The organism is Timaviella obliquedivisa GSE-PSE-MK23-08B (genome assembly GCA_019358855.1).
GTDB lineage: Bacteria > Cyanobacteriota > Cyanobacteriia > Elainellales > Elainellaceae > Timaviella > Timaviella obliquedivisa.
Genome location: JAHHII010000007.1, coordinates 15586 through 42081 on the forward strand (window position 1 = coordinate 15586; position 26496 = coordinate 42081).

General features: G+C 48.6%; 19 protein-coding genes and 1 pseudogene. 10 read left to right on the plus strand and 10 right to left on the minus strand.

Annotation, left to right across the window (positions count from 1 at the left end; genetic code table 11):
• Nucleotides 1-535: 535 nt before the first annotated feature.
• The 3 genes from KME11_13775 (at nt 536) to KME11_13785 (ending at nt 3590) form a co-directional block, all read left to right on the plus strand.
• Complete coding sequence (locus KME11_13775) at nt 536-2434, plus strand: phosphodiester glycosidase family protein (protein ID MBW4516278.1); 1899 nt, start codon at nt 536-538, stop codon at nt 2432-2434.
• 195 nt (nt 2435-2629) lie between these two features.
• Nucleotides 2630-3028 carry a phosphomannose isomerase type II C-terminal cupin domain gene (locus KME11_13780; GenBank protein ID MBW4516279.1) on the plus strand — a complete coding sequence of 133 codons (399 nt, stop codon included), beginning with the start codon at nt 2630-2632 and terminating at the stop codon, nt 3026-3028.
• Between the two features lie 118 nt (nt 3029-3146).
• Nucleotides 3147-3590 (plus strand): iron-sulfur cluster assembly accessory protein, encoded by a 444-nt coding sequence (locus KME11_13785; protein ID MBW4516280.1) that lies wholly within the window; start codon nt 3147-3149, stop codon nt 3588-3590.
• Here the strand turns inward: KME11_13785 and KME11_13790 are convergent.
• From KME11_13790 to KME11_13810, 5 genes are all read right to left on the minus strand, one after another.
• Nucleotides 3484-4299 carry a tetratricopeptide repeat protein gene (locus KME11_13790; GenBank protein ID MBW4516281.1) on the minus strand — a complete coding sequence of 272 codons (816 nt, stop codon included), beginning with the start codon at nt 4297-4299 and terminating at the stop codon, nt 3484-3486. The genes KME11_13785 and KME11_13790 overlap by 107 nt on opposite strands.
• Before the next feature lie 203 nt (nt 4300-4502).
• A complete protein-coding gene (locus tag KME11_13795) occupies nt 4503-6077 on the minus strand; it encodes an FAD-binding oxidoreductase (GenBank protein ID MBW4516282.1) in 1575 nt (524 codons plus the stop codon).
• A gap of 82 nt (nt 6078-6159) precedes the next feature.
• Nucleotides 6160-6864: a photosystem II biogenesis protein Psp29 gene (locus tag KME11_13800; GenBank protein MBW4516283.1), complete on the minus strand. Its 705-nt coding sequence runs from the start codon at nt 6862-6864 to the stop codon at nt 6160-6162.
• 79 nt (nt 6865-6943) lie between these two features.
• A complete protein-coding gene (locus KME11_13805; protein MBW4516284.1) occupies nt 6944-7228 on the minus strand; it encodes a hypothetical protein in 285 nt (94 codons plus the stop codon).
• Between the two features lie 271 nt (nt 7229-7499).
• Nucleotides 7500-7778: a hypothetical protein gene (locus tag KME11_13810; protein MBW4516285.1), complete on the minus strand. Its 279-nt coding sequence runs from the start codon at nt 7776-7778 to the stop codon at nt 7500-7502.
• A 363-nt stretch (nt 7779-8141) separates the two neighbouring features.
• On the opposite strand from KME11_13810, the pseudogene KME11_13815 reads away from it, so the two are divergent.
• From KME11_13815 to KME11_13830, 4 genes and pseudogenes are all read left to right on the plus strand, one after another.
• A pseudogene (locus KME11_13815) lies at nt 8142-8332 on the plus strand (type II toxin-antitoxin system HicA family toxin).
• 2 nt (nt 8333-8334) lie between these two features.
• Nucleotides 8335-8550: a type II toxin-antitoxin system HicB family antitoxin gene (locus tag KME11_13820; protein MBW4516286.1), complete on the plus strand. Its 216-nt coding sequence runs from the start codon at nt 8335-8337 to the stop codon at nt 8548-8550.
• 28 nt (nt 8551-8578) lie between these two features.
• A complete protein-coding gene (locus KME11_13825) occupies nt 8579-8824 on the plus strand; it encodes a hypothetical protein (GenBank protein ID MBW4516287.1) in 246 nt (81 codons plus the stop codon).
• A 57-nt stretch (nt 8825-8881) separates the two neighbouring features.
• The gene (locus tag KME11_13830) at nt 8882-10936 is read left to right on the plus strand and encodes a DNA polymerase III subunit gamma/tau (protein ID MBW4516288.1); all 2055 of its coding nucleotides are present in this window, start codon (nt 8882-8884) and stop codon (nt 10934-10936) included.
• 76 nt (nt 10937-11012) lie between these two features.
• Here KME11_13830 and KME11_13835 read toward each other — a convergent pair whose 3' ends face one another.
• The 4 genes from KME11_13835 to KME11_13850 form a co-directional block, all read right to left on the minus strand.
• Nucleotides 11013-12779: a VCBS repeat-containing protein gene (locus KME11_13835; GenBank protein ID MBW4516289.1), complete on the minus strand. Its 1767-nt coding sequence runs from the start codon at nt 12777-12779 to the stop codon at nt 11013-11015.
• A 267-nt stretch (nt 12780-13046) separates the two neighbouring features.
• The gene (locus tag KME11_13840; protein ID MBW4516290.1) at nt 13047-13829 is read right to left on the minus strand and encodes an anti-sigma factor; all 783 of its coding nucleotides are present in this window, start codon (nt 13827-13829) and stop codon (nt 13047-13049) included.
• A gap of 4 nt (nt 13830-13833) precedes the next feature.
• On the minus strand, nt 13834-14400 hold the full coding sequence (locus KME11_13845; GenBank protein ID MBW4516291.1) for a sigma-70 family RNA polymerase sigma factor: 567 nt from the start codon (nt 14398-14400) through the stop codon (nt 13834-13836).
• A gap of 127 nt (nt 14401-14527) precedes the next feature.
• Nucleotides 14528-15880: a hypothetical protein gene (locus KME11_13850; protein ID MBW4516292.1), complete on the minus strand. Its 1353-nt coding sequence runs from the start codon at nt 15878-15880 to the stop codon at nt 14528-14530.
• Between the two features lie 1075 nt (nt 15881-16955).
• Here KME11_13850 and KME11_13855 point away from each other — a divergent pair.
• Entirely contained in the window at nt 16956-18779 is a 1824-nt protein-coding gene (locus KME11_13855; GenBank protein MBW4516293.1) for a protein kinase, read from the plus strand.
• A gap of 186 nt (nt 18780-18965) precedes the next feature.
• On the opposite strand, the gene KME11_13860 is transcribed toward KME11_13855, so the two are convergent.
• Complete coding sequence (locus KME11_13860; protein ID MBW4516294.1) at nt 18966-19256, minus strand: hypothetical protein; 291 nt, start codon at nt 19254-19256, stop codon at nt 18966-18968.
• A gap of 464 nt (nt 19257-19720) precedes the next feature.
• Between KME11_13860 and KME11_13865 the strand changes: the two genes are divergently transcribed.
• Complete coding sequence (locus KME11_13865; GenBank protein ID MBW4516295.1) at nt 19721-20338, plus strand: L,D-transpeptidase; 618 nt, start codon at nt 19721-19723, stop codon at nt 20336-20338.
• 427 nt (nt 20339-20765) lie between these two features.
• Nucleotides 20766-25901 (plus strand): protein kinase, encoded by a 5136-nt coding sequence (locus tag KME11_13870; protein ID MBW4516296.1) that lies wholly within the window; start codon nt 20766-20768, stop codon nt 25899-25901.
• Nucleotides 25902-26496 lie beyond the last annotated feature (595 nt).

The following is a 26496-nucleotide window of genomic DNA, read 5'->3' on the forward strand; positions in this document are numbered from 1 at the left end:
TCTTAATAGAAATTAAAGCTCCTCGACAATCCCTCCCCTGCATTGGCGTTTGCTGCGCTCCTCCAAGACTTTTTGCGACTCTTGGCATCATGACCCTCAGCTTCTATTGTAATGGGACTGTAAAGTTCATTACTAGAAGCATTCTAGATTCGCAAACCTCCGCATCGCTCCAATGTCCTAATCTATCTCTGTAGGAGAGAAGAGAACCAAAACTCTAAAGTCTATCTCTGGAGAAGAAGAACTTAGGGTAAAAGCATACAACTGAGATGACTTCCTATTGTTTAGGGATTGCAAAGACAAAAGAGTGACCTTTAATACCGATACCCGTCTGAATATTGCTGAGCTAAGACGAGAAAACTGAAGCAAGGTGAAAAAATAGAGCGTCTGAATAAAATTCTTGGGGAACAGTAGCTCTGTTGGAATAACAACAAATTGTGAAAACTTGTCGGAAATTTGTTTGCAGATAAGGAATTCAGATACAGAGTAGTAGTTGCTTCATCAATTTTCCCCCCTAGGATAGAGTTCAGCGAATACTGTGATTAGTTTTAAAACTCGTCGTCGAATGCGTCGGTTACGCCGTGAAGAGGCACAACCTTCCAACCCTCTCCTTAAGTTCCTCACTAGGCACTTCAGAACTTTGCTCGTTGCGTGCTGCTTGGGCGGGCTGCTTTACTTCGCACTCAAGCAGCCTAGTATTGCCGAAACTCAAGCACCGCCAGCCCTCCGGAGTCCTTCTTGGGTGCCTACCCTGGCTCAAGCTGCGGTGCCGCCTATTCCCCTCACCCGGCAAGGGCAGCAGGTAGTGGTTAATGGTCAGTCCTTGAGCATTCCTTGGAGCGAGCGCCAGGGCAGCATTGGAATTGCGGATGCTGGGTTAGTGCAGGGCTGGGGCGTGAGCTTGTTGAACACTCAAGATGCTGCTACTCAGCCAATTGAATGGTTCTCTGACGTACCGGGTAAGCCGTTGGTTTTGCCGACCTGGTTGACTGACCAGTATCGCTATTTAGATATTTCAGAATTGGCACAAAAGTTTGGTTGGCAGGTGCAAGCGAAGGGGACTTCGCTACAAATTTCTACCCCCACAGCCCACGTCAAAGGAATTCGACAAGGCAAGCAAGAGTGGGGCGATCGCATTGTCATCGATCTTGATCAACCTGCTCCCTGGCGTGTAGCTGAAACCAATGGCTCTGCCGTTATTACAATTGATGCTCCTAGCGCATCTAGCCTTCATAAACTTCGGGGGATGCGCGGCAATCGCTTACGGGCTTTCAGTGTGAGCGGTAACACCCACAAAACTGTCCTTAGCTTAGAACTCCCCGAAGGCATCCGTCCTCGGGTGTGGGCATTGACCCAGCCCAATCGCTTGCTGGTGGATATCCGCCCTGATTCAATGCAACCGCAAGATATTCTTTGGGCACCGGGCTTGCGCTGGCTGCAACAAACGATCGCCGTTGAAGCAGCGCGTTTTCCAGTGATTGCCCTGGAAATTGATTTGCGTCAGCCCGGAGTCTCCCTTAAGCCAATTTTGAGTCATACTTCCACCGTTGTAGGGATTGCGCCATTGCAGTCTACGGCACAGCGTTCTAAAGTAGCGGCAGCAATTAACGCAGGCTTCTTTAATCGCAATACGCGGCTACCGCTAGGGGCAATTCGCCAAGACGACAACTGGGTATCAGGCCCAATCCTAAATCGGGGGGCGATCGCCTGGAACAGCAGCGGAGAAGCCACTGTTGGCCACCTCAGCCTTAATGAAACGATCACGACTTCGAGTGGACAACGCTTCCCGGTCTTGTATTTCAATACTGGCTATGTAGGCGCAGGCGTGTCTCGCTATACAAGAGGCTGGGGGGCGAACTACTCCACCATTTTGGAACACGAAGTTTTGGTCACCGTCAAAAATGGACAGGTTGTTAAACAGCAGCAAGCCACAGGAGCAGGCAAAGTTAGCACGCCCATTCCAACAGATGGCTATCTTTTAGTCGTCCGTGCCGACCGGGATGCCGCCCTTGCTTTAGGTGTTGGAACCGCAGTGCAGACCGAAACCGGAACTCAGCCTGCTGATTTTAGTCAATATACTCAAGTTGTTGGGGCAGGTCCTTTATTGGTGCAAAATCGCCAAGTTGTTCTCAATGCTGCATCAGAGCAGTTTGCCACCGCCTTTGCGCAGCAAGCAGCCGCTCGTAGCGTGATTGGCTCTACTGCCACGGGAACTCTAATGCTAGTAGCGGTTCATAATCGCCTAGACGGGGCAGGGCCCACCCTAAAAGAAACCGCTCAAATTATGTTGCAGCTTGGAGCAGTCAATGCACTCAATCTAGATGGGGGAAGTTCAACAACCCTTTATCTGGGAGGACAGTTGCTCGATCGCATTCCTAGCACCGCAGCTCGGGTTAACAATGGCATTGGGGTCTTTATTCGCCCCGGTGTTGAGTAGGCTGATTCTACTTAGAAAGTTAATCTCTATAAAGAGTGAGTGTAGATTGGAAGAGCCAGATGACTTTCCAGTTTAGGCATTATGACCCCTGTGGTATGTTGATCAGGGTCTATTGACATTAGGCATTAGATCACCTCTCATTCACATTTTTTGTAATTGCGATAAGGAGAAAATGTCGTGGCTCAAGTTAAAGAAATGACTCAATCAATATCTCTACCCACTTCTATCGTTCCTGGAGGCATTGCAGCAACCGAACTGCGCCCTTGGGGAGCATTCACTATTTTAGAAGAAGCGCAAGGGTACAAAATTAAGCGAATTGAGGTAAAGCCCGGACATCGCCTAAGTTTACAAATGCACCATCACCGCAGCGAGCATTGGATTGTGGTATCGGGCACTGCCAAAGTGGTGTGTGGTAGCGAAGAAAAGCTGTTGTATAGCAACCAATCTACCTATGTACCCGCCTGTACTCTCCACCGTCTAGAAAACCCTGGCGTTATTCCCTTAGTGCTGATTGAAGTCCAGAACGGTGAGTATTTGGGTGAAGATGATATTACTCGTTATCAGGATGATTACGCTCGAACTGAGGTAACCTAATTACTCTGAATACTATTGTCCTGAATTATACTGCCTGGCTCTTCTCCGTTCTAAGCCCTCCCAGCCGGAGGGCTTTTGCAAGGTATGATCAGTAGCCGTAGAGTGATGAGGAAACCTGATGATTCACCTGAGTGAAGCCGCGATCGCCGAGTTTAAGCGCACTCAATCTAAACACCCTGGCGCCTCGTTTCGTCTGGGTGTGGCAGCAGGAGGATGCATTGAGTTTTACTACACAATGGCGTGGGATGAAGTGGACTCTTCGAAAGACCCGCAAGGGGTCGCCCTTACCGACCAGATCATCAACTGCCAAGGCATCCAGGTTACCATTGCGCCTCAGCATCAGCCCTACCTGAATGGATTAACCCTAGATTACACCGAGGACTTGATGGGTGGCGGCTTTCGCTTTCATAACCCCAATGCAGTCAATTGCTGCGAATGTGGCAACTCGTTTGCCGTCAGCTCATCTTCTCCAGCAGTTCCAAAATCATCGCCCGCTCAGGAGCAGTTGGCATTTGGTCAAGGTAATCGGTTAGGTCTTGACGAGCTTCTGTCCAATGGTTGAGTTGGTAATAAATAAAGCCGCGATCGCGCAGTTCGGTCAACGCTTTAGGGAATAGCAAGAGGATGCGATCGATGACGGAGAGCGTTCGGAGCAGATCATTTTTGGAAAGATAGATAGCCTTTAAGTTCGTTAACATTCGGGTTAAAAAATAGCGAGAACCCACAGGCTCTAAAAACTCTGGACGAAAATCGATAGGCTGACCATAAATTTGGCTCAGGCGCTCTTGGCAATCTTCGGCAAACATGGTTTCGCCCCGATGGAACGGATCGACAAACACTAGCATTTCTTCAACAGCAGGACGGACTAAAAAATGTCCCGGCATTCCGACTCCCACCATGGGGAAATTAATCCGTTGTGCTAATGCCAAATAAACCAGTGAAAGCGTGATGGGTATACCAATGCGACGATCGAGCACTTCGTTCAGGTAGCTGTTGCGAGGATCGTAATAATCCTCTGTGTTTCCAGAAAATCCTAGCTCATCATACAGATATTGGTTTAACGTTTGAATCATCCGCAGAGGGTAGCGCTCAGCAGGCAACCTCGCCATAACTGCGGCTGCCATTGCTTCCAAGGCGGTGAGATAAAATTTGACATCTAGCTCAGGATATTCTTCCTGAGCTAAATATAAAGCCGCTGTTGCCAGATCAATCTGCTCATCAGGTTGATTAATCTCCTCATAAAATCTCTGTCGCGCCTGGGGAAAATCCATGCTAAGCCGTTTCCTTCGTTCGTCTCAAAAGCAAGTTCAGCCGAAGTTTTGCCAGTTATAAGTCTCCCATAGTTTGGGGCTTCAAGTTATTTTCTGACCGTACTAAGTAATCTTTGCGCTGAGGCGATCGCTTAAAAAAGCTAGGAACATCTATGTTTTTTATGTCTTTTCTTCTAATGCGATACTGAACTTCTACCCAGGTTTTATTCTTCAAAATCATTGCCTGAGCCGTACCGTAAAGCATCTAGCCCTCGAAAAAATAAATATTGCTGGCTAGGCGAAAGATTTTTTGCCCAAGGTTTGAAGGTGCAGGCGATCGGGTAAAGCCCTGTGTATACACCTAAATTAATAAAATGAATGAGCCATTCGAGTAACGTCATTATCCCCACCTGGGGGATAACTTTTAGCACCAGTAAGGGATGCATAATGGAAACCCTAAGCAAGGTTTTTAGCAAGGCAGAAAACTGCACTACGTCTTGCAGAAAGGGTTTCAAGACAGGCTCTCCAAGCTGCTCCATTTCTAGAAAAACGCTTGAAAGGAGAGCGTTAATTTGATGAGGTGCAACAGTTTGGTTAATGCCAACGCTCATCGATCGCTGAAATAACCAAGTTACCGCTAAGTTAGGCTGATAAGGCTGAAGGCGAGCAAGGGCGCGGCGGTGCAGCAAATTGGCTTCAAGGGCGGCATCAATGCCTTCAGTTAGCCGTCTGAGGTGACGAATCATGGAACCAAACCCACCAAAGCTGAGAGGTGATTGACTCCCGCTACTATCGCCAATGGACAAAATCCGACTCCAACCCAGCTGCAACGGACTTTGGCGGTAGCAGGGAAAAAAGCCAAACAGAGCGCGCTGAAACTGAAGCTGCTCGATCGCCACATTTTGATAGTTGGGTAAGAGCCGCAAGTAATCTTCAAACAGAGCTTCTAGATTAGGACGTTGGGGGTCAGCATCTAGATAGGTAAAAAGATAGGTGGTTCTGCCATCACGGGCAGGAAAGGCTTCCCAGAAATACTGACATTGATTTTGAATAGAGGTGAAGGAGGCAAAGAGATCACCAGTCTCGTTTTTGGGAAAACCTTGGGCACAGCTTCCTACAACCAGACAGATGGCATCGGGCTGTTGCCCTTGGCGCGCTTGCCGAGAGACGGTAGAGAAATGCCCCATGGCATCCAGCATTACCCTACCGTTATATCTTTGGCTGGGCTGGCTTGTTGAATCGTCCGTCGGAGTAACCGCGATCGCCACTCCATTAGGGTGCACGATCGCTTCTTTAAAGGCGACTTGCTCAAACAACTGTCCGCCAGCAGCAAGAAATCTTGATTTGAGGGTTTCGAGGAGAAAAACCGGGTCAACGCCGATGTTAAGAACATCTTCGACCCATAGTTCTATGCCTTGATCGAAGGTGAGACGGGCGGGATTGTAGCAAGTAGCGATCGCTTTCTCTAACTCTGCTTCTGTCAATAGCTCCAAATCTACCAAGACCTGCAACTCTTTACGAGAAATATTCCACTCCTGCTCTCGTCCTCGCAAAATGCCTCGCTCCAATAGGGCGACCCGCCATCCTCGCTGTGCCAGTGCTGCGCCCATCAGAATTCCCAGCGTGCCGCCACAAATCACCGCATCCCAATCCACTTCCTCTAGTAGTTCAGAACTTTCGGTGACAACGATCGCCTCTGATAAAGCATTCTCTCGATAACTTTGCCAGAGGCGATCGGCGCTCCGTAGCCCCTCTAAGGTGCCAGGCAGTTGAGAGAGAACCTGCTCAGTAAGACTCATGGTGAGAAAGGGATAAAGAAACGCTTGATTCAGATCTTTGATTCAGAGCTTAGGCTCAAGATGATCAATCAAGTCCTCAGCCTTAGCCTTCCTGGGGAGTGGCGATCGCCGCATCTGCCTTAGCTTTTGCCCGTTCTTCCTTCTTCTTGCGGTCTGCCTTGATGATATCTTCCAGGACAATTTGCGCCTGGATCATTTTTTCTAGATTGCTACGATACAGTTCTAGATCTTTTTCTACTTTGTCCCCGTCCAAATGGAGGGCTTCGCTTAAAGTGTGGAGAGCGCTATTAAGCTTTTTCGTGTCTTTCGTCAACTCTATATCCATTGCCTCTAGAAGGCTATACAGACCGACTGCAAACAAGCGACAGTACTTAAACTTGGGGTTATCGGCGATCGCTTTCAGGGTGCCGATCACGCCACTTGAATCTTGGCTAGAGATCTGCTTGACCTGCTCCAGAAAATCATTCGCTGTTAAGGAACTTGCTTCGCTTCTCAGGTGGGCGGCATCGTTGAGATAGGTTTGAGGATCTTCTTCGACGGATTTGCAGATGGCATTGAAAATTGAATCTCTGTCAGATTCGGGGCGGTAGCTCTGCATGAAGCGATCGAAGGTTGTGACTACGCCGAGGGCGTAAATCGGTTCATAGCGATAGTCCGCATTGACGGAGTGAAGATGCATCTCCACCATCAATTCGTCCACAACCCGCCGATAGATGGAGTTAATGGGGCGTGTGTGATCGTTGTAGAAAGATCGTTTGGTGTCGGAGACAGTGCGGACGTTGCTCACGGGACTTCTTCATATAATGCGTTTACTATTATCTCACAGGTTGGGAGCGTGAGGGGAGATGGGACGGAAGACGAGGAGATTAATCGAGTAGTTTCTTAATTTCTTTGTAACTGAGCCATAAGGCACAACCGCCGCCCACCAATAAAGCGACTACACCCTCGACCCCAAGAAACTCTTGGCACTCAGTCAGAAACAAGGCTCGATAGATGATTTGGACTGCCGCGAATGTTCCAGATACCGCGAATGCTAAACCTGGTAGTTCTTCAGAGCTAGGAAAGGTTTTCTTCCGAAGATATCGTGTCAAAACAATCAGCAGGAATATCCCAACCAAAATAAACTGAGTGTGTTGAACGGATAAATTCATTCAGTTTTTTTAATCGTTCCTACTTTTTCTGAGCCAGTATACCAACCATAGATCCCGGCTAAAATGCTACCCAGAACGGCTCCAGGAATTTGTCCCAGTAGCGCTCCTAAAAAAGCTCCACCGGATACCATTGCTACCACGCGATCGCCCTTTCCCCACGAATCTGCTGGCTTAGCGATGGGCGCAGACTGAATCGGTTCGACCCACTGACGAGCAGATGTAATTGGCTGATCTGCGGCAAAAAGTTGACCGGCGAGGCGACTGATGTCGGCTAAAGAGGGTTCAGTGGGTAAGGCAAAGCTGCCTTTGGCTCGTTCGTTCCTTTGGTATTGCGTTTGCAGCTTGCGGTATGCGGCTTCGTACTCGGCTTGAAAGTTGGGGTACTGGTCGAGCGTTGCCCGAATGTAGATTGGGGGCGTTGGTTGGCGATCGCTTGTAATGTGCTGCGGATATCATTCTGTAGCGCGTCGGGGAGCGGCTCGTTGATCTGGGGAATTGCCCGAATGAACGCTTCGCAACTGAGGGTATCTAGCGGGTTGAGAGATTTCATGGCGCAAGCCCGGTAAAAGTAAACGCTGCCCAATAGTAAGGATTGCTGAAGAGCGGCTCGGATGTGTCCATTTTACCTAGGTTTCCTTTCATCTCGATGGTAAGGTTTTTTAAGTATTCTTGGATGGAGACATTAAACTGGGCAGAGACATTAGAGTAGTCTGGTTTAATTTCCAAGGCTTTGTCATAGTTAGCGATCGCCCCCTCGAAAATCTCCAGCCGTAAGCTGTTGCTCTCCTTGCTCTACCCGACTCTTTGCATCTTCACCCATTCCCCACACCATCATCAGTTTGCGATTTTACAGGTGGCTGAAGTGTTCTAGAAACCGTTAAATTCAGCATCATGACCAAAGGCAAACCATGACGTGAAAGTTAAAGACGTGATTAATCTGGTAGAGGAAGATGGATAGGTACTGGTTAGGACTCCGGTAGCCATCGTCAATTCAAGCATCCGATTAAGCCAGGAAAAGTTACCATAGCAGGTAAACCTAGTGTAGATATGCCACCAGGTACACTAAACAGCATCCTGAAACAGGCAGGATTAAAGCCAGAATAGCCATGCGATACATCATTATTGTTGAAGAAGGAAAAACTAGCTTTGGTGCCTATGCTCCAGATTTGCCAGGCTGCGTTGCGGTTGCAGAAACCCGCGAAGACGTTTTGCATCTGATGCAAGAAGCGATCGAATTCCATCTTGAAGGTTTGCAGGAAGAAGGGCTACCTATTCCAGAACCAACTTCTAGCAGTGCGTATGTTGAAATTAGAGCAGCCTAGGCGATTGATCTTCATGTAGAGGGCTGATATGAGCCAAGTTGATTATGCTGTGATGTCTGATGTGGAATTAAGACAATATTTCCTGAGACATCGTGAGGACAAAGAGGCGCTTCAAGCTTATTTAGATAGGTTGGGCGACCCTTGCGGTATCTGCGAAGCAGCACGCCCCCGCCAAGTCATCACCACCGTAGATGACCCAGATTTTGATGCCAAAATTCAAGCCGCCATTCTACGAAAAATGCAAGCGGCTGGTAGCAGTGAAACCGAACTTTAAAAATCCAAAATCCCCATTCCCCTTTAAAGTAGATCATCTGAACCGCAACCCTCCGCCGTGACCTACGAACCCCTCCACCACAAATATCGTCCCCAAACCTTTGCCGAGCTAGTGGGGCAAAGCGCGATCGCCACTACGCTTTCCAACGCCCTGCGCCAGCAGCGGATCGCCCCGGCATACCTGTTCACCGGAGCTAGGGGCACGGGCAAAACATCAAGTGCCCGCATTTTGGCAAAGTCGCTGAACTGCATTGCCAGCGATGTGCCGACTGACCAGCCTTGCGGAGTGTGTGAGGTTTGTCGCTCGATCGCCAATGGGTCGGCTTTAGATGTGATTGAGATTGATGCAGCCAGTAATACGGGGGTTGATAACATTCGGGAACTGATCGAGCGATCGCAGTTTGCACCAGTGCAATGTCGGTACAAAGTCTATGTTATTGATGAGTGCCACATGTTGAGCAGTGCTGCGTTCAATGCGTTGTTGAAGACATTAGAAGAGCCTCCTGATCGCGTTACATTTGTGCTTGCGACTACTGATCCTCAGCGCGTTCTTCCGACTATTATTTCTCGCTGTCAACGCTTTGACTTTCGCCGTATTCCGTTAGACGATATGGTGGAGCATTTGAAGATGATCGCCACCCAAGAGGCTATCAATATTACTGGCGATGCGGTTCAGCTTGTGGGGCAAATTTCTCAGGGTGGACTGCGAGATGCCGAGAGTTTGCTGGATCAACTCAGCCTGGTTACAGGACAAGTAACGATTGATCGTGTTTGGGATTTAGTGGGGGCAGTTCCCGAAAAAGATTTGCTGACTTTGGTGAAAGCGATCGCCCAAAGTGACAGCACCTTGGTTTTAGACCAAACTCGGCACTTGATGGATCGCGGACGAGAGCCCCTAATTGTGCTGCAAAACCTTGCTAGCTTTTATCGAGATTTACTCATTGCGAAAACCACTCCTAATCGCAATGAGTTAGTCGCTATTACGCCGCCCACTTGGGCAGAACTGTGCGCTTTTGTCCAAGGATTAGAAATTGGCACAATTTTAAGAGGGCAACAACATCTCCGAGCAGCCGAGTTGCAGGTTAAAAACTCGACTCAGCCTCGCTTGTGGTTAGAAATTACGTTAATGGGATTATTGCCCTCGGCGATCGCGCTAGCTTCTACAGCGCCCAAACCCCTAGAACATCAAGTTGCGCCAGTTAGCTCACTGTCAGTTGCGCCACCACCAATTGCGCTGCCACCAATTGCGCCACCTGTCGCTATACCCTCTGAGGAAGCGCGCTGCTTCGCAGATACCGCAAGGGTCGTCTCACCGATTGCGCCACCCCAAACTATCCCCGATCAGTTGCCGCCAGAACAACCGACTCCGATCGCCCCTACCGAAGAATCCTTGCCTCAAGCATTGCCTACCGCAGCCGTTTTAAACCTGCAAGAAATTTGGGTAGAAGTGTTGCGTCGGGTGCAGCCTTATTCAACCCAGGTAATGATGAGCCAGCAATGCCAGCTATTAGGATTAGATGAGCATGAAGTCCGGATGGGAGCCAGATCTGAAAAGCTGTTTCGGATGGCGAAGGAACGAATGCCCAATATTGAGGCAGCCTTTGAACAATATTGCGATCGCAAGATCAAAGTGACCCTAGAAGTTATGGCTCCTGGTGTTGCCACTGCTGCCGCTCCCACTAGCCCCCCGCCTCAGGCACCGCCTCAGATATCGCCTCAGGCACCGCCTCAGATATCGCCTCAGGCATCACCACAAGTACCCAAAGCACCGCCCTCCAGCCCCCGAACTGCCGAAGCAGCACCGTCCTTCCCAGGGCAAAAGCCCCCTGAACCGCTTCATCATTTATCCCCTGAACCGCCTGTCAGCACCAGTGTTGATAGACCGCCGCTTGTGCCAGAGACACTGGCAATAGAGCGTAACACTCCTACTCCCGAAGTTTGGCATTCGGATGATGAGGTTACTCGTTCGACTAAGAGTTTTGCCCAGTTTTTTAACGGGCAAATTGTTGATTGGGAGGATACTCTCTCGGTTGACGAGATTACCGGAGATTTGGCACTGGCTGACGGCACCGTTGACCCCGATACAGATCCCGATAGTGATGTGCCGTTCTGAAGCGGGCTAGTATCGCAAAAAAATAATCCCTTCGTTACACCTGCGACGAAGAGATTAAAAGAAATAGACTTAAAGCCTATGCCTGAATTGCGAAATCTGAAGCACCCAAATTACCATCAGCAGAGCCGGGCTTGCGAATATTCGCAAAGATGCCCCCGGAGCCAAAGCCGTCTTTACTACCATTTTCGTTATAGAACAGGTTACCCGTAGAGCGAATATAGGTCACTAGCGCAGAACTATTTTCGGCTTGACGGATAGTGCCAACTGAGCTAAAAGTCACTCGGCTGTTAAAGAACTGCTTACCAACTTGGGTAAAAGTCGTTTGGTCAAGGACAATTTTATCTTCGCCCCGTTTGAAGTCGATAATCCGATCGCTGCCAATCGTATTAACATCAAAAGCTTTGCCCGTATCGAAGATAAAGCGATCGCTACCCTCATCACCTCTCAGTTTATCTCTGCCCGCACCGCCTGAAATTCTATCGTTCCCACTGCCTCCAAATACTCTATCTTGACCTTCGCCTCCCGTAAGAATATCATCGCCGCCTAAGCCAGTTACCAAATCATTCCCACCCTGCCCATCTAATCGATTCGCAGCCATATTCCCCGTAATGACATCTTTGGCTTGTGTTCCAGTTATGCTGTCGTATCCTATAATGTTCGCCTTAACGATCGGATTACTGTTAATCGTTAACGTTCCAATCGTTAGGTCTGCATTCATCGAAGCGGTCTTTTCAGCAGAGCCATCGACTAGAGGAGACTTGAGCGAAATTAGGGTAGTTTGGTTCAGCAACACTGAGGCGGTGCCAGCCTTAATATTGGGGGTGACTAAATCGAGTTTGCCGTCGCCATTCACATCCCCGATCGCCACTCCAAAAGGCCCTGCATCTACGCCAAAGAAGACTTCACTGTTGAATGTGCCATCGCCTTTACCCATTAAAATAGAAGCATCATTACTATCAAAATTAGAAGTCACAATATCTAAAACTTTATCGCCATTAAGATCGGCAGTGGCAATAGCACTGACCCCCTTACCCACTGCAAAACTTTTCGCAGTATTAAACGTGCCATTACCATTTCCTAAAACTACTGAGACATCGCTATCATTTGCCGTTGCAAAATCCAGTTTGCCATCGCCATTAAAATCTCCTGAAACAATACCGTAAGGCGAGTTTCCAACTGCGACATTAGTAGGTGCGCCGAAGCCGCCCAAACCGTCGCCTGCCAAGATTGAGACAGTATTAGCATTCAGGTTCGCGGTAGCAATGTCAACTTTACCATCACCGTTAAAATCGCCTGTAGTAGCAGCGGCTGCACCTGCACCTGCCTTATATCCAACCGCTGTGCTGAACGTGCCGTTACCTGCACCCAGCAGAACAGAAACGTTATTGCTAGCAACGTTGGTCGTCACCAAATCTGCACGACCATCTTTATTCAGATCAGCAACTACAACGCTGTGGGGTTCGTTGCCGACTGTAATTAAAGCAGGAACAGTGCTGAAGGTGCCGTTGCCACCACCTAAAAGAATGGAAATATTACCGGGAGTCGATTCGTTAGCCGTAACAATGTCTGCAAAGCCATCGTTGTTAAAGTCGCCTGTTGCTGCAACTTCCGGTTCTCTACCGTTTACTTGCAGAGAGATAGGAGTAGCGAAACTACCAGAACCGTTGCCCAGCAACACAGAGGCAGTGCCATTAGGCTGATCTTCGCCATTGCCCACCAGTAGATCAAGAACTTTGTCGCCATTGAAGTCTGCCAAAACAACAGCTTTAGATCTTGCGCCGGGTGCGAGAGGAATAGGAGTGCCAGGGGCAACAATAAATTTGAGGGGAGACGGATTTATCATAAGTTATTCAACTGGTTTTAAACAGGGGTAGATCTGTGGTTAGTCTTGGCGCGTTCAACGATTTCTCGTTCGTTCTAATGCTGCTCATGATGCAGTCATTTTGAAATCACGGGTAAATACCGCATTACGCAGTTTTGACTGGCACATGCATAGCGATCGCCATGCATCAATCAACCCCAGTATTTCCAGCTTTTTTCAAACATAGACCTGTGACAGTTGCCTATGGCGGCATGACGTTAGGTGTAATATCTGATGACAGACAAATGATTAAATTGAACCCGACAGAATGCGATCGCCCTCCGGATTCAGCGGTGTATTGGTTCCATCCACCGTTACATAAATTCCAGTTGCCTTAACTCCTTGAGGCGGCGTTTGAGAGGGCGTTAATTTAACAAATACTGAACCCTTAGCATCAGTATTAAAATCGCCACAAGGAAGGGTTTGACCATTGGCAAGCGTTAGCCACATTCGATAAATTTGGTCGGGGGGCAAGGGTGGCAAGTTGCCTAAAGACACCACAACCTCTTGCCATTGACCCGGTGTGAAGAGGAGCGTTCCGGCGGCTTTTTCACCCTTAAGCGCAACAAGACGACTGTTAGGGCGCTGAAGAATGGCAGCAACTCGATCGGTTTGCGTGGAGTCGGTTTCTGTTTGTTGGGCAAAGCTTAGCGCTTGCCGAAGGCGGAAATTATCAGCCCCTAGCATTAGTGCCAGCAGCGTGGTTAGACCCGCAAGGATCTTGCCCCAACCGATAGAGGGCGACCCTTGCGGTATCTGCGAAGCAGCGCGCAACACAGGGTCTACTGAAGCGGGTGTGGGACTTGATAAAGCATTCGCTATCAAGATCTTGTCTCGTAATTGGGGCGGCGGTGTCATCATAGGCATTGCTTGAGGCGTTGACCAGAGGCTAACCTGCATAGCGCGGACTTCTGCTGATAGCGCTGCATCCGTCGTCAAGCGTCGTTCGACTCGCGCCATTTCTTCGGGTTCCAGGTCGCCCAAGACATAGCCAGCAATCATGAGTTGATCTTCTGTCGATATTTGTGTCATCTTCCTATCCCACCGCGTCGCCTAAAATTTGTCGAAGCTTAATTAATCCTTGTCGGGCATGGGTTTTGACCGTACCCAAGGGCAGACTCAACTGTTGGGCAACTTCAGATTGACTCAAGCCTTTGTAATAGTTCAGTTCTAACACTTGTCGTTGGTTATCGGAGAGGTGGGTCAGGGCTTGCCGAACGGTTTGTTGCTGTTCGGCAGAAGAGGCTTGTTCTAGGGGCGTGGGGGCAGAAAACTCAAGGGGGGTTGATTGCTGTAAGCGATCGCTCATACGTTGCTGGCTGCTGCGACTATGAAGTTTGTTGATGGCGCGCGATCGCGTCATAACGCCCAAATAGGTACTTAATGCAGCCCGACTCGGATCAAAGCGCTCCTGCTTCCAAAAGGTCAGAAATACCTCTTGAGTCAGGTCTTCGGCTTCATCTGCTTGATTCAAAATTTTGAAGGCGATAGTGTAGACCAAACCCCCATAGCGATCATAGAGAATACCGAGGGCTTGCTGCTGTCCGCCTCTCAGGAGACGGATGAGTTCAGCATCGGTAGTATCAGCTTGAATCCGAGGCATGTATCCAATCAGAGTGAACGATGAAATTATACCTCGTTCTGAGTTGATGCAGTAGACGTTCAAGAGGTGCAGAAGAGACGCAAACAGGGCACGGCGATCGTGCCCTGTCGCTTTGAGAATGCTATTTCTAGACTAAGCTAAAGTTGTTGACAGAGAAATTTGCCACACTGGCAAGGGAACCTGTTTTCGCATCACCCAAATTCGCCAAAACGCTAATGTCGCCGCCGTTGGCTAAATCTTTTGAGTAAACTAAGCGGTTAATGCCCAGAGTAGTGTTGAAGTAGACAAATGCTCCTTCTTTATCGGTAATGCTATTGTTGTCAGCGATCGCCTTTGCCGCACCCGCCGCCGCCGCAAATCCGTTGGTCAGAACTAGAACGTTGCCGTTGGTCAGGGTTGAAGACGTCCCCTTTTGAAAATTGATAGCGCTAATGCCCAAATCTTTAGAATTTAAGTTGAAGCGATCGCCGCTGATCTCAAAGTCTTTAATCACATCCGGCTTATTCAGGACGCTAATGCCCGTCCCTCCGGCGTTAGGAGTGAGCGCACCACCTGCAAAAACATTGCCTGCGTAGACAAACTGATCAGCGCCAGATCCTCCCGTTAAAGTATCTACACCGTCTCCCCCTGTGATCACATCATTGCCATCACCGCCAGTCATCACATCATTTCCCGTACCGCCAATCAACACATCATTTCCAGCATCACCATTGAGTTGCAAAAGCGTACTCGTTGCTGATCCATCAAAACTGTCATTACCATCGCCACCAGAGAAAGAAACTAGGTTCACACCTGTGCTAGATAAATCGTTTACTTTGAAGGTATCGTTTCCTGCTAAACCGATTACATCAAAAGCTTCTGATGTATCTACAGTTAAAGTAAAACGTCCTGCTCCCAGCGTTCCATCCAATGCAACTCGCTCAAAAAATGCTTTGTTCAATGCATCTTTACCAAGGACGAAACTATCCGCTTTTGTCTCGGCTCCTTTAACAACAATCGTATCATTTCCGGCGTTCCCGCTCATGATATCGCTGCCATCTCCATCAACCCATTCCAGCGTATCATTACCATTCCCACCTGCCATCACATCATCGCCCTTTCCACCCGAAACAGTGTCATTGCCATCACCACCATTCAGGGTGTCATTGCCATCGCCGCCCTCTAGAGTGTCATTGCCTGTACCACCATCCAGGGCATCATTGCCATTACCGCCGAGCAGTGTATCGTTGCCATTACCGCCTACTAGACTATCAGCACCGTTACCACCATCCAAGAAATCATTGCCATCGCCTCCGTTTAAGATATCATCGCCTCTCCCTCCGAACAATTGATCTGAATCATCGCCTCCGTTCAAACTATCATTGCCTGCTCTGCCAAAAAGAAAGTCATTGCCTGCTAGCCCTAACATGACATCTTTTTTGTTAGTGCCTCTGAAAACGTCGCTGCGATCGGTGCCTTTAATTCTTTTGGATTTTGCCATGATCTTTCTCCTTATTGCTGTCGTGAAGATGGTGAAAGCGAACTAACAACTATCCAAATATTTTGGGAAAGCGTTTGTGTTGTTCTGTCATGGATACAGGTGTGGTCAGCACCTGGATTTAAATTAGGAAAAAGTTTTCTAGGAAGAGGCATTTGGCAGCAGATGGAAGAGCCGTATGATCAGCGATCAACGACAATCGTGAAACCAACTTGCAGTTCCATAGAGGTTGGTTAAAGTCGGAAGATCTTATATTGATGGGCGATCGTCAAAATCCAGACTTTGATCTAGATTCCATGACATGCGACCCTGTATCAATTGCATGTTTAGTGCTAGGAGTAGATTTTTATCACGCTCAAGTCCCAGATAGACTGGGTATGCCTCAGACCCTGGGGAGAAGCCCCAATGGTGCTGGCAATTCCTACTCATTACGGGGAAGCATCCTACTCATGGTAGATGTTCTCCCAACCTTCTGAATGTTATTCATGACTAGGCGATCGATTTCTGGTACTAGTGCTTGAGATAGCTTCCTATCAGGAGCAGGCAAGCATCCTTACTACTTTTGACCTTGGCTTGCTCTAACTCTCAGCAACACTTGCCGAAAGCAAGGTAATTAACCCTTAAGTTGAGGCATTTTTTCCTAAAATTTGTCCTACAGCTAGGGTGCGGCTCAGTATATAGTGAGAAGTAGGCGTAGCATCTATCCGCGTAGGTTGGCTCTTTATTTTTAATCTTCTCGATCGCCACTTTAAAGTAGAAAGTAGGAAAAGTAGAAAGTAGGACATCCTAACAGTTAAATTTGAAGGTTGTGTTCTGGTGCAATCTCTGTTGTGGTTCCTTTAAGGGGTGGCTGAGTAAGAGTGATATCGGACGTAGCTTTGCAATCTCTGATTAACTTTTAAAACTCTATCCTATGAAGCAAGTTATAACCTGCTGAGTTTAATTGATTAAGCCAAGGCGTTTCGGCGCATAATTTTGAGGGAAAGGAGAAAAACTGAGCTTTAACAGTCTCCACCTCTAGAATTAGCTACTGATAATGACTGAATAATGATTGCCCCTTTCTAAAAATTAGAAAACTTTGAAGTACACTCAGCGATTGCTAAAAACAGTCCCAGGTCATACCGTTGGTGGGCGGTATCGAATCGTTCGCCAACTGGGGGTAGGGGGATTTAGTCAAACATTTCTGGCAGAAGATACTCAACTACCCAGCCATCCGCTTTGTGTTGTCAAACAACTCAAGCCACAAGTACGTAACCTAGAGCGATGGTCGATCGCCAAACGCCTCTTTGATACTGAGGCTCAGGTTCTCTATCAGTTAGGAAATCATGACCAAATTCCTCGTTTATACGCTCACTTTGAAGAGCATCAGGAATTTTATTTAGTTCAAGAATTAGTAGAAGGGGAATCGCTACAAAAATTGTTCATTCCCGAACAGCCCTGGACAGAACAACGGGTCATTGTTCTGCTGAAAGACATTTTGCAGATTTTAATCTTTATCCATGACCAGAATGTTATTCATCGAGACATGAAGCCTTCTAATATCATCTGTCGTCAGCGGGATGGCAGAGCGATGTTGATTGATTTTGGGGCAGTTAAACAGGTCAGTGCCCCCTCGCTTGATGCAGCCGATGGACAAATGATGACAATTTCTATTGGCACTCAGGGCTATGTGCCAACGGAGCAGTTAAGCGGTAGCCCTCGATTTAACAGCGATATTTACGCAGTGGGGATTATGGGAATTCAAGTTCTGACTGGAATTCGTCCTCATTTATTAGAGCGCGAAGTTCAGACGAACGAAATTATTTGGCGCAATCGTCCGACTGACCCGCCAGGAACATCGGTGCAGATTAGTCCCGAATTAGCGACTATTCTCGATCGCATGGTGTGTTATCACTTCAGGGATCGCTACCAAACGGCGGCAGAACCTTTACAGGCTCTTGAAGAACTGCTGCAACAACGGAACGATGTGGTACCTGCCCTTGAATTTGCTGCCCTTGCCTCTGAGTCGGCGATCGCTTGGAACAAACTAAATCAAAGTTTTGAGCAATCTTTGGCCTCGCCACCGCTGCTAGCCCATCCTGAGTCACCGCTAGCGGTTGCTGTTACTGATGCGGCGATCGCTCCAACTTCTTTTGAGGGCATTGCCAATGCGGCGATCGCCCCCACCTCCTTCAAAGTAGCGCCTGAGTTAATGACCCTTAAAACAAACATCGTGGCAAGGTCGGCTGTAAGGGAGTTGCCAGCTTCTCGTCCGCCGTTGCTCCAGGCAGCCATGGCTCAGGTTCGCTCAACCTTGCACACGGCTTCTCAAAAGATCCCTCACCCATCAGAGTGGAATTCTAATATTTGGAGAGTAGGCATCCTTGGTGGACTAAGTATCGCGGCGATCGTTAGCTTGTCCTATCCCTCCAATCGGCTCAAGGGGCTTAGTATTATTCCTCGTTCAGCCCAAGTTACTCCTACCACGACCCCTATTTCTTTGCCTTCTTTGCCCTGTCGGGAACCTTCCCCCCCCCCCTTGCCGTCTAGAGAAGCGGACTACGAGTATCCAGACGGCACCCGCTATTACGGCTCAGTGGCGCAGGGTCGTCCAACCGATGGTCGAGTGCTGATGGTGTTTCCTACCGGTAATCGCTATGACGGAGATCTGAAGGGAGAAAAACGTACAGGATGTGGCACTTACACGTTTGCTAGTGGAAAACGTTACGTTGGGCAGTTCCAAAACGATCGCTTTGAAGGGCAAGGCACCTGGATTTTGCAGAATGGCGATCGCTATATTGGTAGCTTCCAAAATAATCGATGCCAAGGTCAAGGCACATTTGTTTTTGCAAACGGCTCATCTAGGCGTGGTGTATGGCAGGATGGTAGCTTAATTGACGGCAATTTATCGTGTAACCGCTGAGCTTAAATTTAAGTCTTTTGAGGTTATAAATAAAGCACGGATTAATGCTACCTTCACATTGTTTATTCAGTATAAAGAGGCATGATTTATGACTAAGAAGTTGTCTAAGTTACTTAAACTCTCGTTGCCCCTCGTCACACTGCTTTTCATAAGCGGAGGCAGCTTAATTTCTAACAAGGCTCTTGCTCAAGATACTCCAGACCCTACCCCTGCCTCACCCTCACCCTCACCTTCACCTTCACCTTCACCTTCACCTTCACCAGGAACAGCAACGCCCACTACCCCAACTCCTAGCAGCACTCCCACTCCGGGTAGCACAACAACTCCTGGCGGTACGACCACTCCTCCGGGTAGTACAACAACTCCAAGTGACACCACCCCTGACAGTACGACTCCCAATAGTACAACCACTCCTAATACTACAACTCCTTCCAACGGCACGACTTCATCGCCTAGCGACACAATTAGACCTACCACTCCGACTTCAAACCCTAACCCACGGGCTTTATGGTAAAGCAGTTCTAGGAATTGCTTGGGCGTAAAATTCCTGCCTGTAGAGACGCATTATTTGTTCTTTTAGGGTGTTCTTCCAGGGCAATCTGCGTCTTTGTCTTAGCATCAGTAAGCGCCTAGTCATCCTAGTTGTGGAGCAAGATGTAAGAACTACCTTCTTATCTATATAACCGGGTTCCTTATCGAACTAGGTTTTTAACAGAGATCTAGAGTTAGTCAATTTCTCTCTACAGCAGGTATCGATATCAAAATATTGGCATTGCCGAATTGTAAGCTGAAGATCTAGTTCCCCTGCTCTCTTAGGGCAGGGGCTAGAAGTTAGGTTTAATCAACAAGGCGACGGATCTCTCCTCAGCCCTTCTTCTAAAGACAAGGGTATTTGAGCAGATTCATAATTTCATTCAGTAACGCCCAAATATTTAGGTCAAATGTTTTTGTCAAACCATAAAGCGAATGGGGATCTTCGGTACTCTTTACAAGTTTCTTTAGGAGCAGTGTTAACCCTTATTTTTGTTGGATTGCCAGCAACTGCCCAATCTGCAACTCCTGAAGCCATTGGTCAATCTGATGAGGTCACCCCATCGTCACCGCTTTATCTTCCCTTTCTAGATGAAGTTCAATATTTACCTCCCATTCAACCTGTTCTACCAGAGGTTTCAGAAACCCGCCTCGTGCTTAAGATAAGTGAGCGTATGGTTTATGTTTACCAAGGTAACTCGCTAAAGGTAAGCTATCCCGTGGCTGTGGGTAAAAAGGGTTGGGAAACGCCGACAGGTCAATTTAAGGTCACTTCAATGCTAGAAAACCCGGGTTGGACAAATCCTTTTACGGGTGAAGTGGTGAGTGCTGGAGCAGATAATCCTTTGGGGGAGCGCTGGATTCAGTTTTGGACGGATGGTCAAAATGCGATCGGGTTTCATGGTACGCCGAGTCGAGAATCTGTAGGTCGGGCGGCTTCCCATGGCTGTGTACGGATGTATAACGAAGATGTTCGCGAACTGTATGCTCTAGTTTTGTTAGGAACACCTGTGATAGTAGAACCCTAAAAGATTGATTTATGATGAATTTCCGGAAACGTTGAGCTATTTTTAGAACAAATATTAAAAATAAACATTCAGTTAACAGAATCGGAGAGGCGGATGATTGCCTATGTTTTTGCCAATTATTTCTTTAAATGTAAAGAAAAGAGTGCAGAGAAAGAGTGCAGAGAATGTGATTAGAAGTTTTGGCGTTGCTGAATGAAAGTATGAAAATTTGGTTCCCCTGCCTTGACAGGGAAGGGGCTGAGGGGGTTTGAATCAGCAACGCAGCGAGACAGATCTCTCCCCAAACCCTCTCCTAAAGGAAAGGGGCTTTGAGCAGATTCATATTCACTAATGCCGAAGTTTTATAGCGATCTACCAATTTGTTTGATTTGAGCTAACTATTCTATTTATTCCTAGCTGCACGGTAAAAAAATTCTAGGTGCCGATTATGTCAAATCAAAACAGCGTACAGTGGCAGGCTGGGAATATTATTCTCGACTTGTATAAAGTAGTTGGCATTTTGGGGCAAGGTAGCTTTGGCGAGGTCTACAAGACTCGACATTTGGGTTGGAATACTGACCTATCGGTTCATAGTCCATCTTCAGCAACTCTTACGGCGTTAGGTGGAAATGAAAACTTTGAGCAGCAGGTTAAAACTTGGATCAGGCTAGGGCTGCACTCTCACATTGCAGGGTGCTACTACATCCGCTATGTCAATGACCATCCGTTGGTGTTTACGGAGCATGTGGCAGGCGGCAGTTTACGAAATTGGATTGGCGATCGCCGTCTCTACTCCAATGGCACCACACTTGCCTTGCGTCGTATTTTAGATATCGCGATTCAACTTGCCTGGGGGCTTCACTATGCCCATGAGCAAGGCATCATTCACGAGCATGTTACGCCTAACACGGTTTTGATGACCGCTGCTGAGGAAGCCAAGATTACTGATTTTGGTTTGGCAAAAGCCGATACTACCGCGATCGCTTACCTGGCTCCAGAGCAGCACCGTCAAGCACTCTTAACCCAGCAAACTGATTTATGGGGTTGGGGGTTAACGGTGCTAGAAATGTTTGTCGGTCAATGCACCTGGGCAACTGGGACAACCGCCATGCAGGCATTAGATCATTATTTAGAACATGAACTCAAAGAAGCGCAACTGCCTCGAATGCCTGTGCAAGTTGCCCAACTTTTGCAACGCTGCTTTCAAGACAGCCCAGACGATCGCCCTGCAAGTTTGAGAGAAGTGGCAAATCTTCTTCAGGCTCTCTACCTAGAAGCAATGGGTCGTCCATATCTGCGGCAAGAACCGCCCCTGACTCCCACGACCGCGGATGACCTTAATAATAAAGCTGTATTTGCCTGGGATTTGGGGCAACTGACGGAAGCCTTCAGGTTGTGGGAGCAAGCGTTGATAAATCAACCTCGACATTTGGAGGCTATCTACAATCGAGGGCTAATGTTGTGGCGATCGGGCAGAGTCAGCGATGATCAGGCACTACTACGGCAATTAGAGCAGCAATTAGAAATGAGCCGTTCTTCTACGCAAGATTGGCGAGTCGAGTATCTCTTGAGCCTGGTTCAAATGGAGCGAGGGAATTACCAGACAGCCCTACAAATTTTAGAAGGAGTTCACGCGAGAGGCATTCAGCAAGACGATATCCGAGCCGCCCTCACCCTAGCAAAAGAGCGTCTGCCCCACGCTAAGCAACTACTGCCTCAACTCGGTGAAGCAACCCAGAAAAAACGCACCAATCACAAAATCAAAGCCATCACTTTAAGCCCAACCAGTCTCTATGCCCTCTCTAGCGGTGAGGAAAAGGCGATACGGCTGTGGGATATTGCTAAGGGGCGGTGTTTATGCCTTTTTAAAGGACATGAAGAACAGGTGCTTTCGGTGGCATTTAGCCCCGATGGTTGCTCTATTTTGTCGGGGGGCGATGACCAAACAGTGCGGCTGTGGAATGTGGGTGATGCTAGCCAAGTTCATACCTTTGACGGTGGAGAACGCCGGGTTATAAGGCGAGATACAGGCAACCTATTTAAGCCTCTTGGTATTTTAGTCAATAAACTGCGCAACCTAACTCGCCAATGGGGATCGCAGGGTCATCAGGGCGCAGTGCGATCGGTGACTTTTAGTGCAGAGGGTCGCTATGTCCTTTCAGGGGGGGATGATCAAGTCATTAAGCTGTGGATGGTGGCAACGGGTGAGTGTTTGCAGACTTTTCGGCGGCATCAAGGGCGCATATCAACCGTGCTGTTTCATCCCGATCGCCAGCACATTCTATCGGCTAGCGATGACCAAACGATCAAAGTTTGGGAGATTGCTACGGGTCAAGCTAAGCAGACTTTTGAAGGACATCACGATCTGACCTCAATGGCTTGTAGTCCAGACGGATTGTCTGTTTTGGCAGGAGATAATCCTATCAAACTTTGGAATATGACCACCGGGCATATGACCCGAACGTTTGAGGGACATCAGGGAGCCGTCCGAGCGGTGGCATTTAGCCCAGATGGTCGGTTTTTCTTGTCGGCAGGCGATGATCAACTGCTGAAGCTGTGGGAGGTGAAGACGGGGCGCTGTTTGCGAACTTTCGAGGGACATGAATCAGTGATTCGAGCGATCGTCCTGAGTTCAGATGGTCAGCATGTGCTGTCGGCAGATGCGTCAACGCTGAATTGGTGGGCGGTTCATAGCACCGATGCGCTAGATTTGGCACCGTTACGCCTCTCTAATTTGCAACTCACTGAGCCGGAGATCGGAGGCGATCGCCTCTATGAACAAGAGCTAGCCCAATCCCAGGCGGCGCTAGAGGAGGGCGATGCGGTTACAGCGGCACAACATATTCGGCAGGCACGGGCACAACTCGGATACAATCGCGGGTCAGAAGCGGTTCAAGCCTGGCTCAATCTTTATACGGCGCTCCCTCGGCAAACTTTAAAAGATAGCTGGGAGCCTATAGGCTTTGAACGGTACACGGCAGCGTTGCACGCAGTGGCATTTAATCTAGCGGGCAACTCTGTTTTAGCAGGCAGTGCCGATGCAACGTTGAAACTGTGGGATATTGCGACCAGTCGTTGTCTTTTAAGCTTTGAAGGGCATAAGGGGGAAGTCGCAGCGGTGGCATTGAGTCCGGTCGGACACTCGGCTTTGTCGGGCAGTGCCGATGCGACGCTGAAACTGTGGAATGTGACGACGGCTGAATGTTTAAGAACCCTAACTGGGCATACCGCTGGAGTGAGTTCGGCGGCGTTTAGCCCAACGGGTCGCTATGCTTTGTCGGGCAGTAGAGATACCACACTCAAACTCTGGGAAATTGCCACGGGTCGGTGTTTGCAAACCCTAAAAGGTCACCGAGATGCGGTAATGGCAGTGGCGTTTGGCTCAGATGGGCGATCGGTAATATCGGCAAGTGCTGACAAAACCCTGAAGCACTGGGACATTGCCACAGGTGAATGCTTAAACACCTTTGAGGGGCATGTCGCGGCGGTTTATGCGGTAGATTGGAGTGCAGACGGTCGCTCTGTTGTTTCTGGCAGCGCTGACCAAACGCTGAAGCTGTGGACTACGGACGGCGAGTGTCTACGAACGTTTGCCGGACATGCTGGGGCAGTTCGATCAGTTAGCTTAAGTACTGATGGACGATATGCCCTTTCCGGCAGCGATGATAAAACCTGTAAACTGTGGAATGCTGTCACAGGTGATTGCTTATGGACTTTTGCCGGACATACGGCAGCGGTTCGAGCCGTAAGCCTGAGTCCAGATGGTCGCTATGTGTTCTCAGGTAGCGATGACCAATTTTGTAAAGCCTGGCTTTTAGATTGGGAATTAGCAGAGCAACCGCCCCGCAATTGGGATGAGGGAGCCAGCCCCTACCTAGAGTCTTTCCTGCGTTTACATACCCCCAGCGTTGGCATCTTGCCTGCTAGTCGTCAGCCTAGCGCTGAAGAAATCACCTTGGCGCTCACCTATGAGGGGACTCCGACCTGGACTGAAGTTAATTTCAACAATTTAATGCAAACGTTGAAGGCAGCAGGCTATGGCTGGCTGCAACCCAATGGCGTGCGTCAGCAGTTGAACCAAATGGTGAAGGCGATCGCCAAACCTGTTGCCCCAATTGCCCAAGTCGTCCAAGTCGCCCAAGTTCCGGCTTCGCCCGAAGCTCCGGCTCCCTTCGCCACAGCGTTTGCAACTGAATTCGCCACAGCATTTACCTCGTCTGAACCCAAGGCTAAAGTGATCTTGAGCGTGATTGCGGGCAGTTTGCAGGGATTAGAAGTGGAATTTGACGATCGCACCATTTGCATTATTGGTCGCGCCAAAGATTGTCATGTGCAGTTGCCCAATGACGAGTTGCACAAAACGATTTCTCGCTACCATTGCCTCCTCGACATTAATCCTCCGGCTGCCCGGATTCGTGATCTAGGCAGTCTGCACGGCACCTACATCAATGGTCAAATGATTGGCAAACGTCAACGCGACCAAACGCCTGAAGAGGGGGCTCAAATAAATTTTCCAGAACATGACCTGGCTGATGGCGATGAAATTAAGCTGGGACAAACTATCTTTTCCGTCAAGCTAGAATCCCTTGCCAAGGATGAACCTGTCGATGCAGGAACTAACAAACCTCTTAATCCTTTCACTGGCTTCCTCAATAGCGTGCCTTTAGTGGAATCATCGGGTGGTGAATCAGGTCATGAGAACGGCTTAGAGTTGCCTCTTATTGAAGGGTACACGCCAGTAAAACAGTTGACTATCAGTGAAGCAGGGGTGACGTACTTAGCTCGGCAAAACGCCACCGATCAACTGGTCACTCTGAAGGTCATGCTGCCCCAAAAGGCAGTACGACCTTCGGTTGTGGAAGCCTTCTTGCAGGAAATAGAGCTAATTAAAACCTTGCAGCATCCCAGTATTATTCGGCTTCTAGATTCTGGCTATCAGAATGATGCCTTTTTCTTTGCCATGGATGCTTGTGAGGGTGGCAGTGTGGTTGAGCTAATGCAGCAACGGGGCGGACGCTTGCCTGTAGATGAGGCAGTAGCGATCGCCCTACAAGTCTTAGAAGGTTTGGAGTATGCCCATCAGGTTAGGCTCCCCGTTGGCAGATTCACTGAGCGATCGATGCGTTCTGCTCAAGGCTTAGTTCACTGTGACCTCAAACCGAGTAATATTTTGCTGTCGGCTGGGTCTGTGCAGACGGTTAAAATTGCTGACTACGGTTTAGCCAAAGCCTTTGACCAGGCTGGTTTAGGGGGATTATCCATGAGTGGAACGGCAGCTAACCTGCCTGTATTTATGCCCCGACAGCAGGCGGTTAATTTTAATTATGCTGAGGCTGAAGTGGATGTTTGGGCGATCGCCGCCTGTCTCTACTACATGCTGACCGGAACATACCCACGAAACTTCAGCAGCGGCAAAGATCCTTACCTTGTCCTCTTACAAACCGATCCGATCTCGATTAGCCAGCGAGAAGTAACGATCCTTCAACCGATAGCCAATTTAATTGACCAAGCTTTGGTCGATAATCCCCAAATTATCTTTAAAACGGCAACAGCCTTTAAACAAGCCTTAAAGGAGATCTCTTAGCTGTCGCAATCTCGCAATCGGTAAACCCGCGTAGGGAGCGATATAGTAACAAATGTTCCCGATCGTGAGGTTCGGCTTGTGACTGATTCACCGCTTTTAATTGCCCAGCTAACGGATACTCATTTGTTTGCAGATGGCAGTCAGGAGATGCTGGGATGTCGGACGAATCACTCCTTCCGTGCAGTGGTTGCGGATATTAGTCAGTTGCAGCCCCAGCCGGATGTGTTGCTGTTGACGGGAGATCTTTCTCAAGATGAAACCCTAGAGTCGTATGTGTATTTGCGATCGCTCATCGAACCGTTAAACATTCCGACCTACTGGATTCCGGGCAACCATGACCAAGGCTTAGCCGACCTGGAGCAGGGCTTAAACTCTGCATTAATTTTGCCCGACAAACACTTTCAGAAAGGCGAATGGAATTTTATTTTGCTGAACACCATGATGATTGGCAAAGTGCAAGGACGGCTATCGGTTGCAGAACTCACGAGACTGGAGGAGCAGCTACACCTCCATCATCAGCCCACGATCGCAGTCCTGCATCATCCGCCGTTGCCAGTGGGCGCAGAGTGTATGGATCAGATTCGCCTAGAAAATT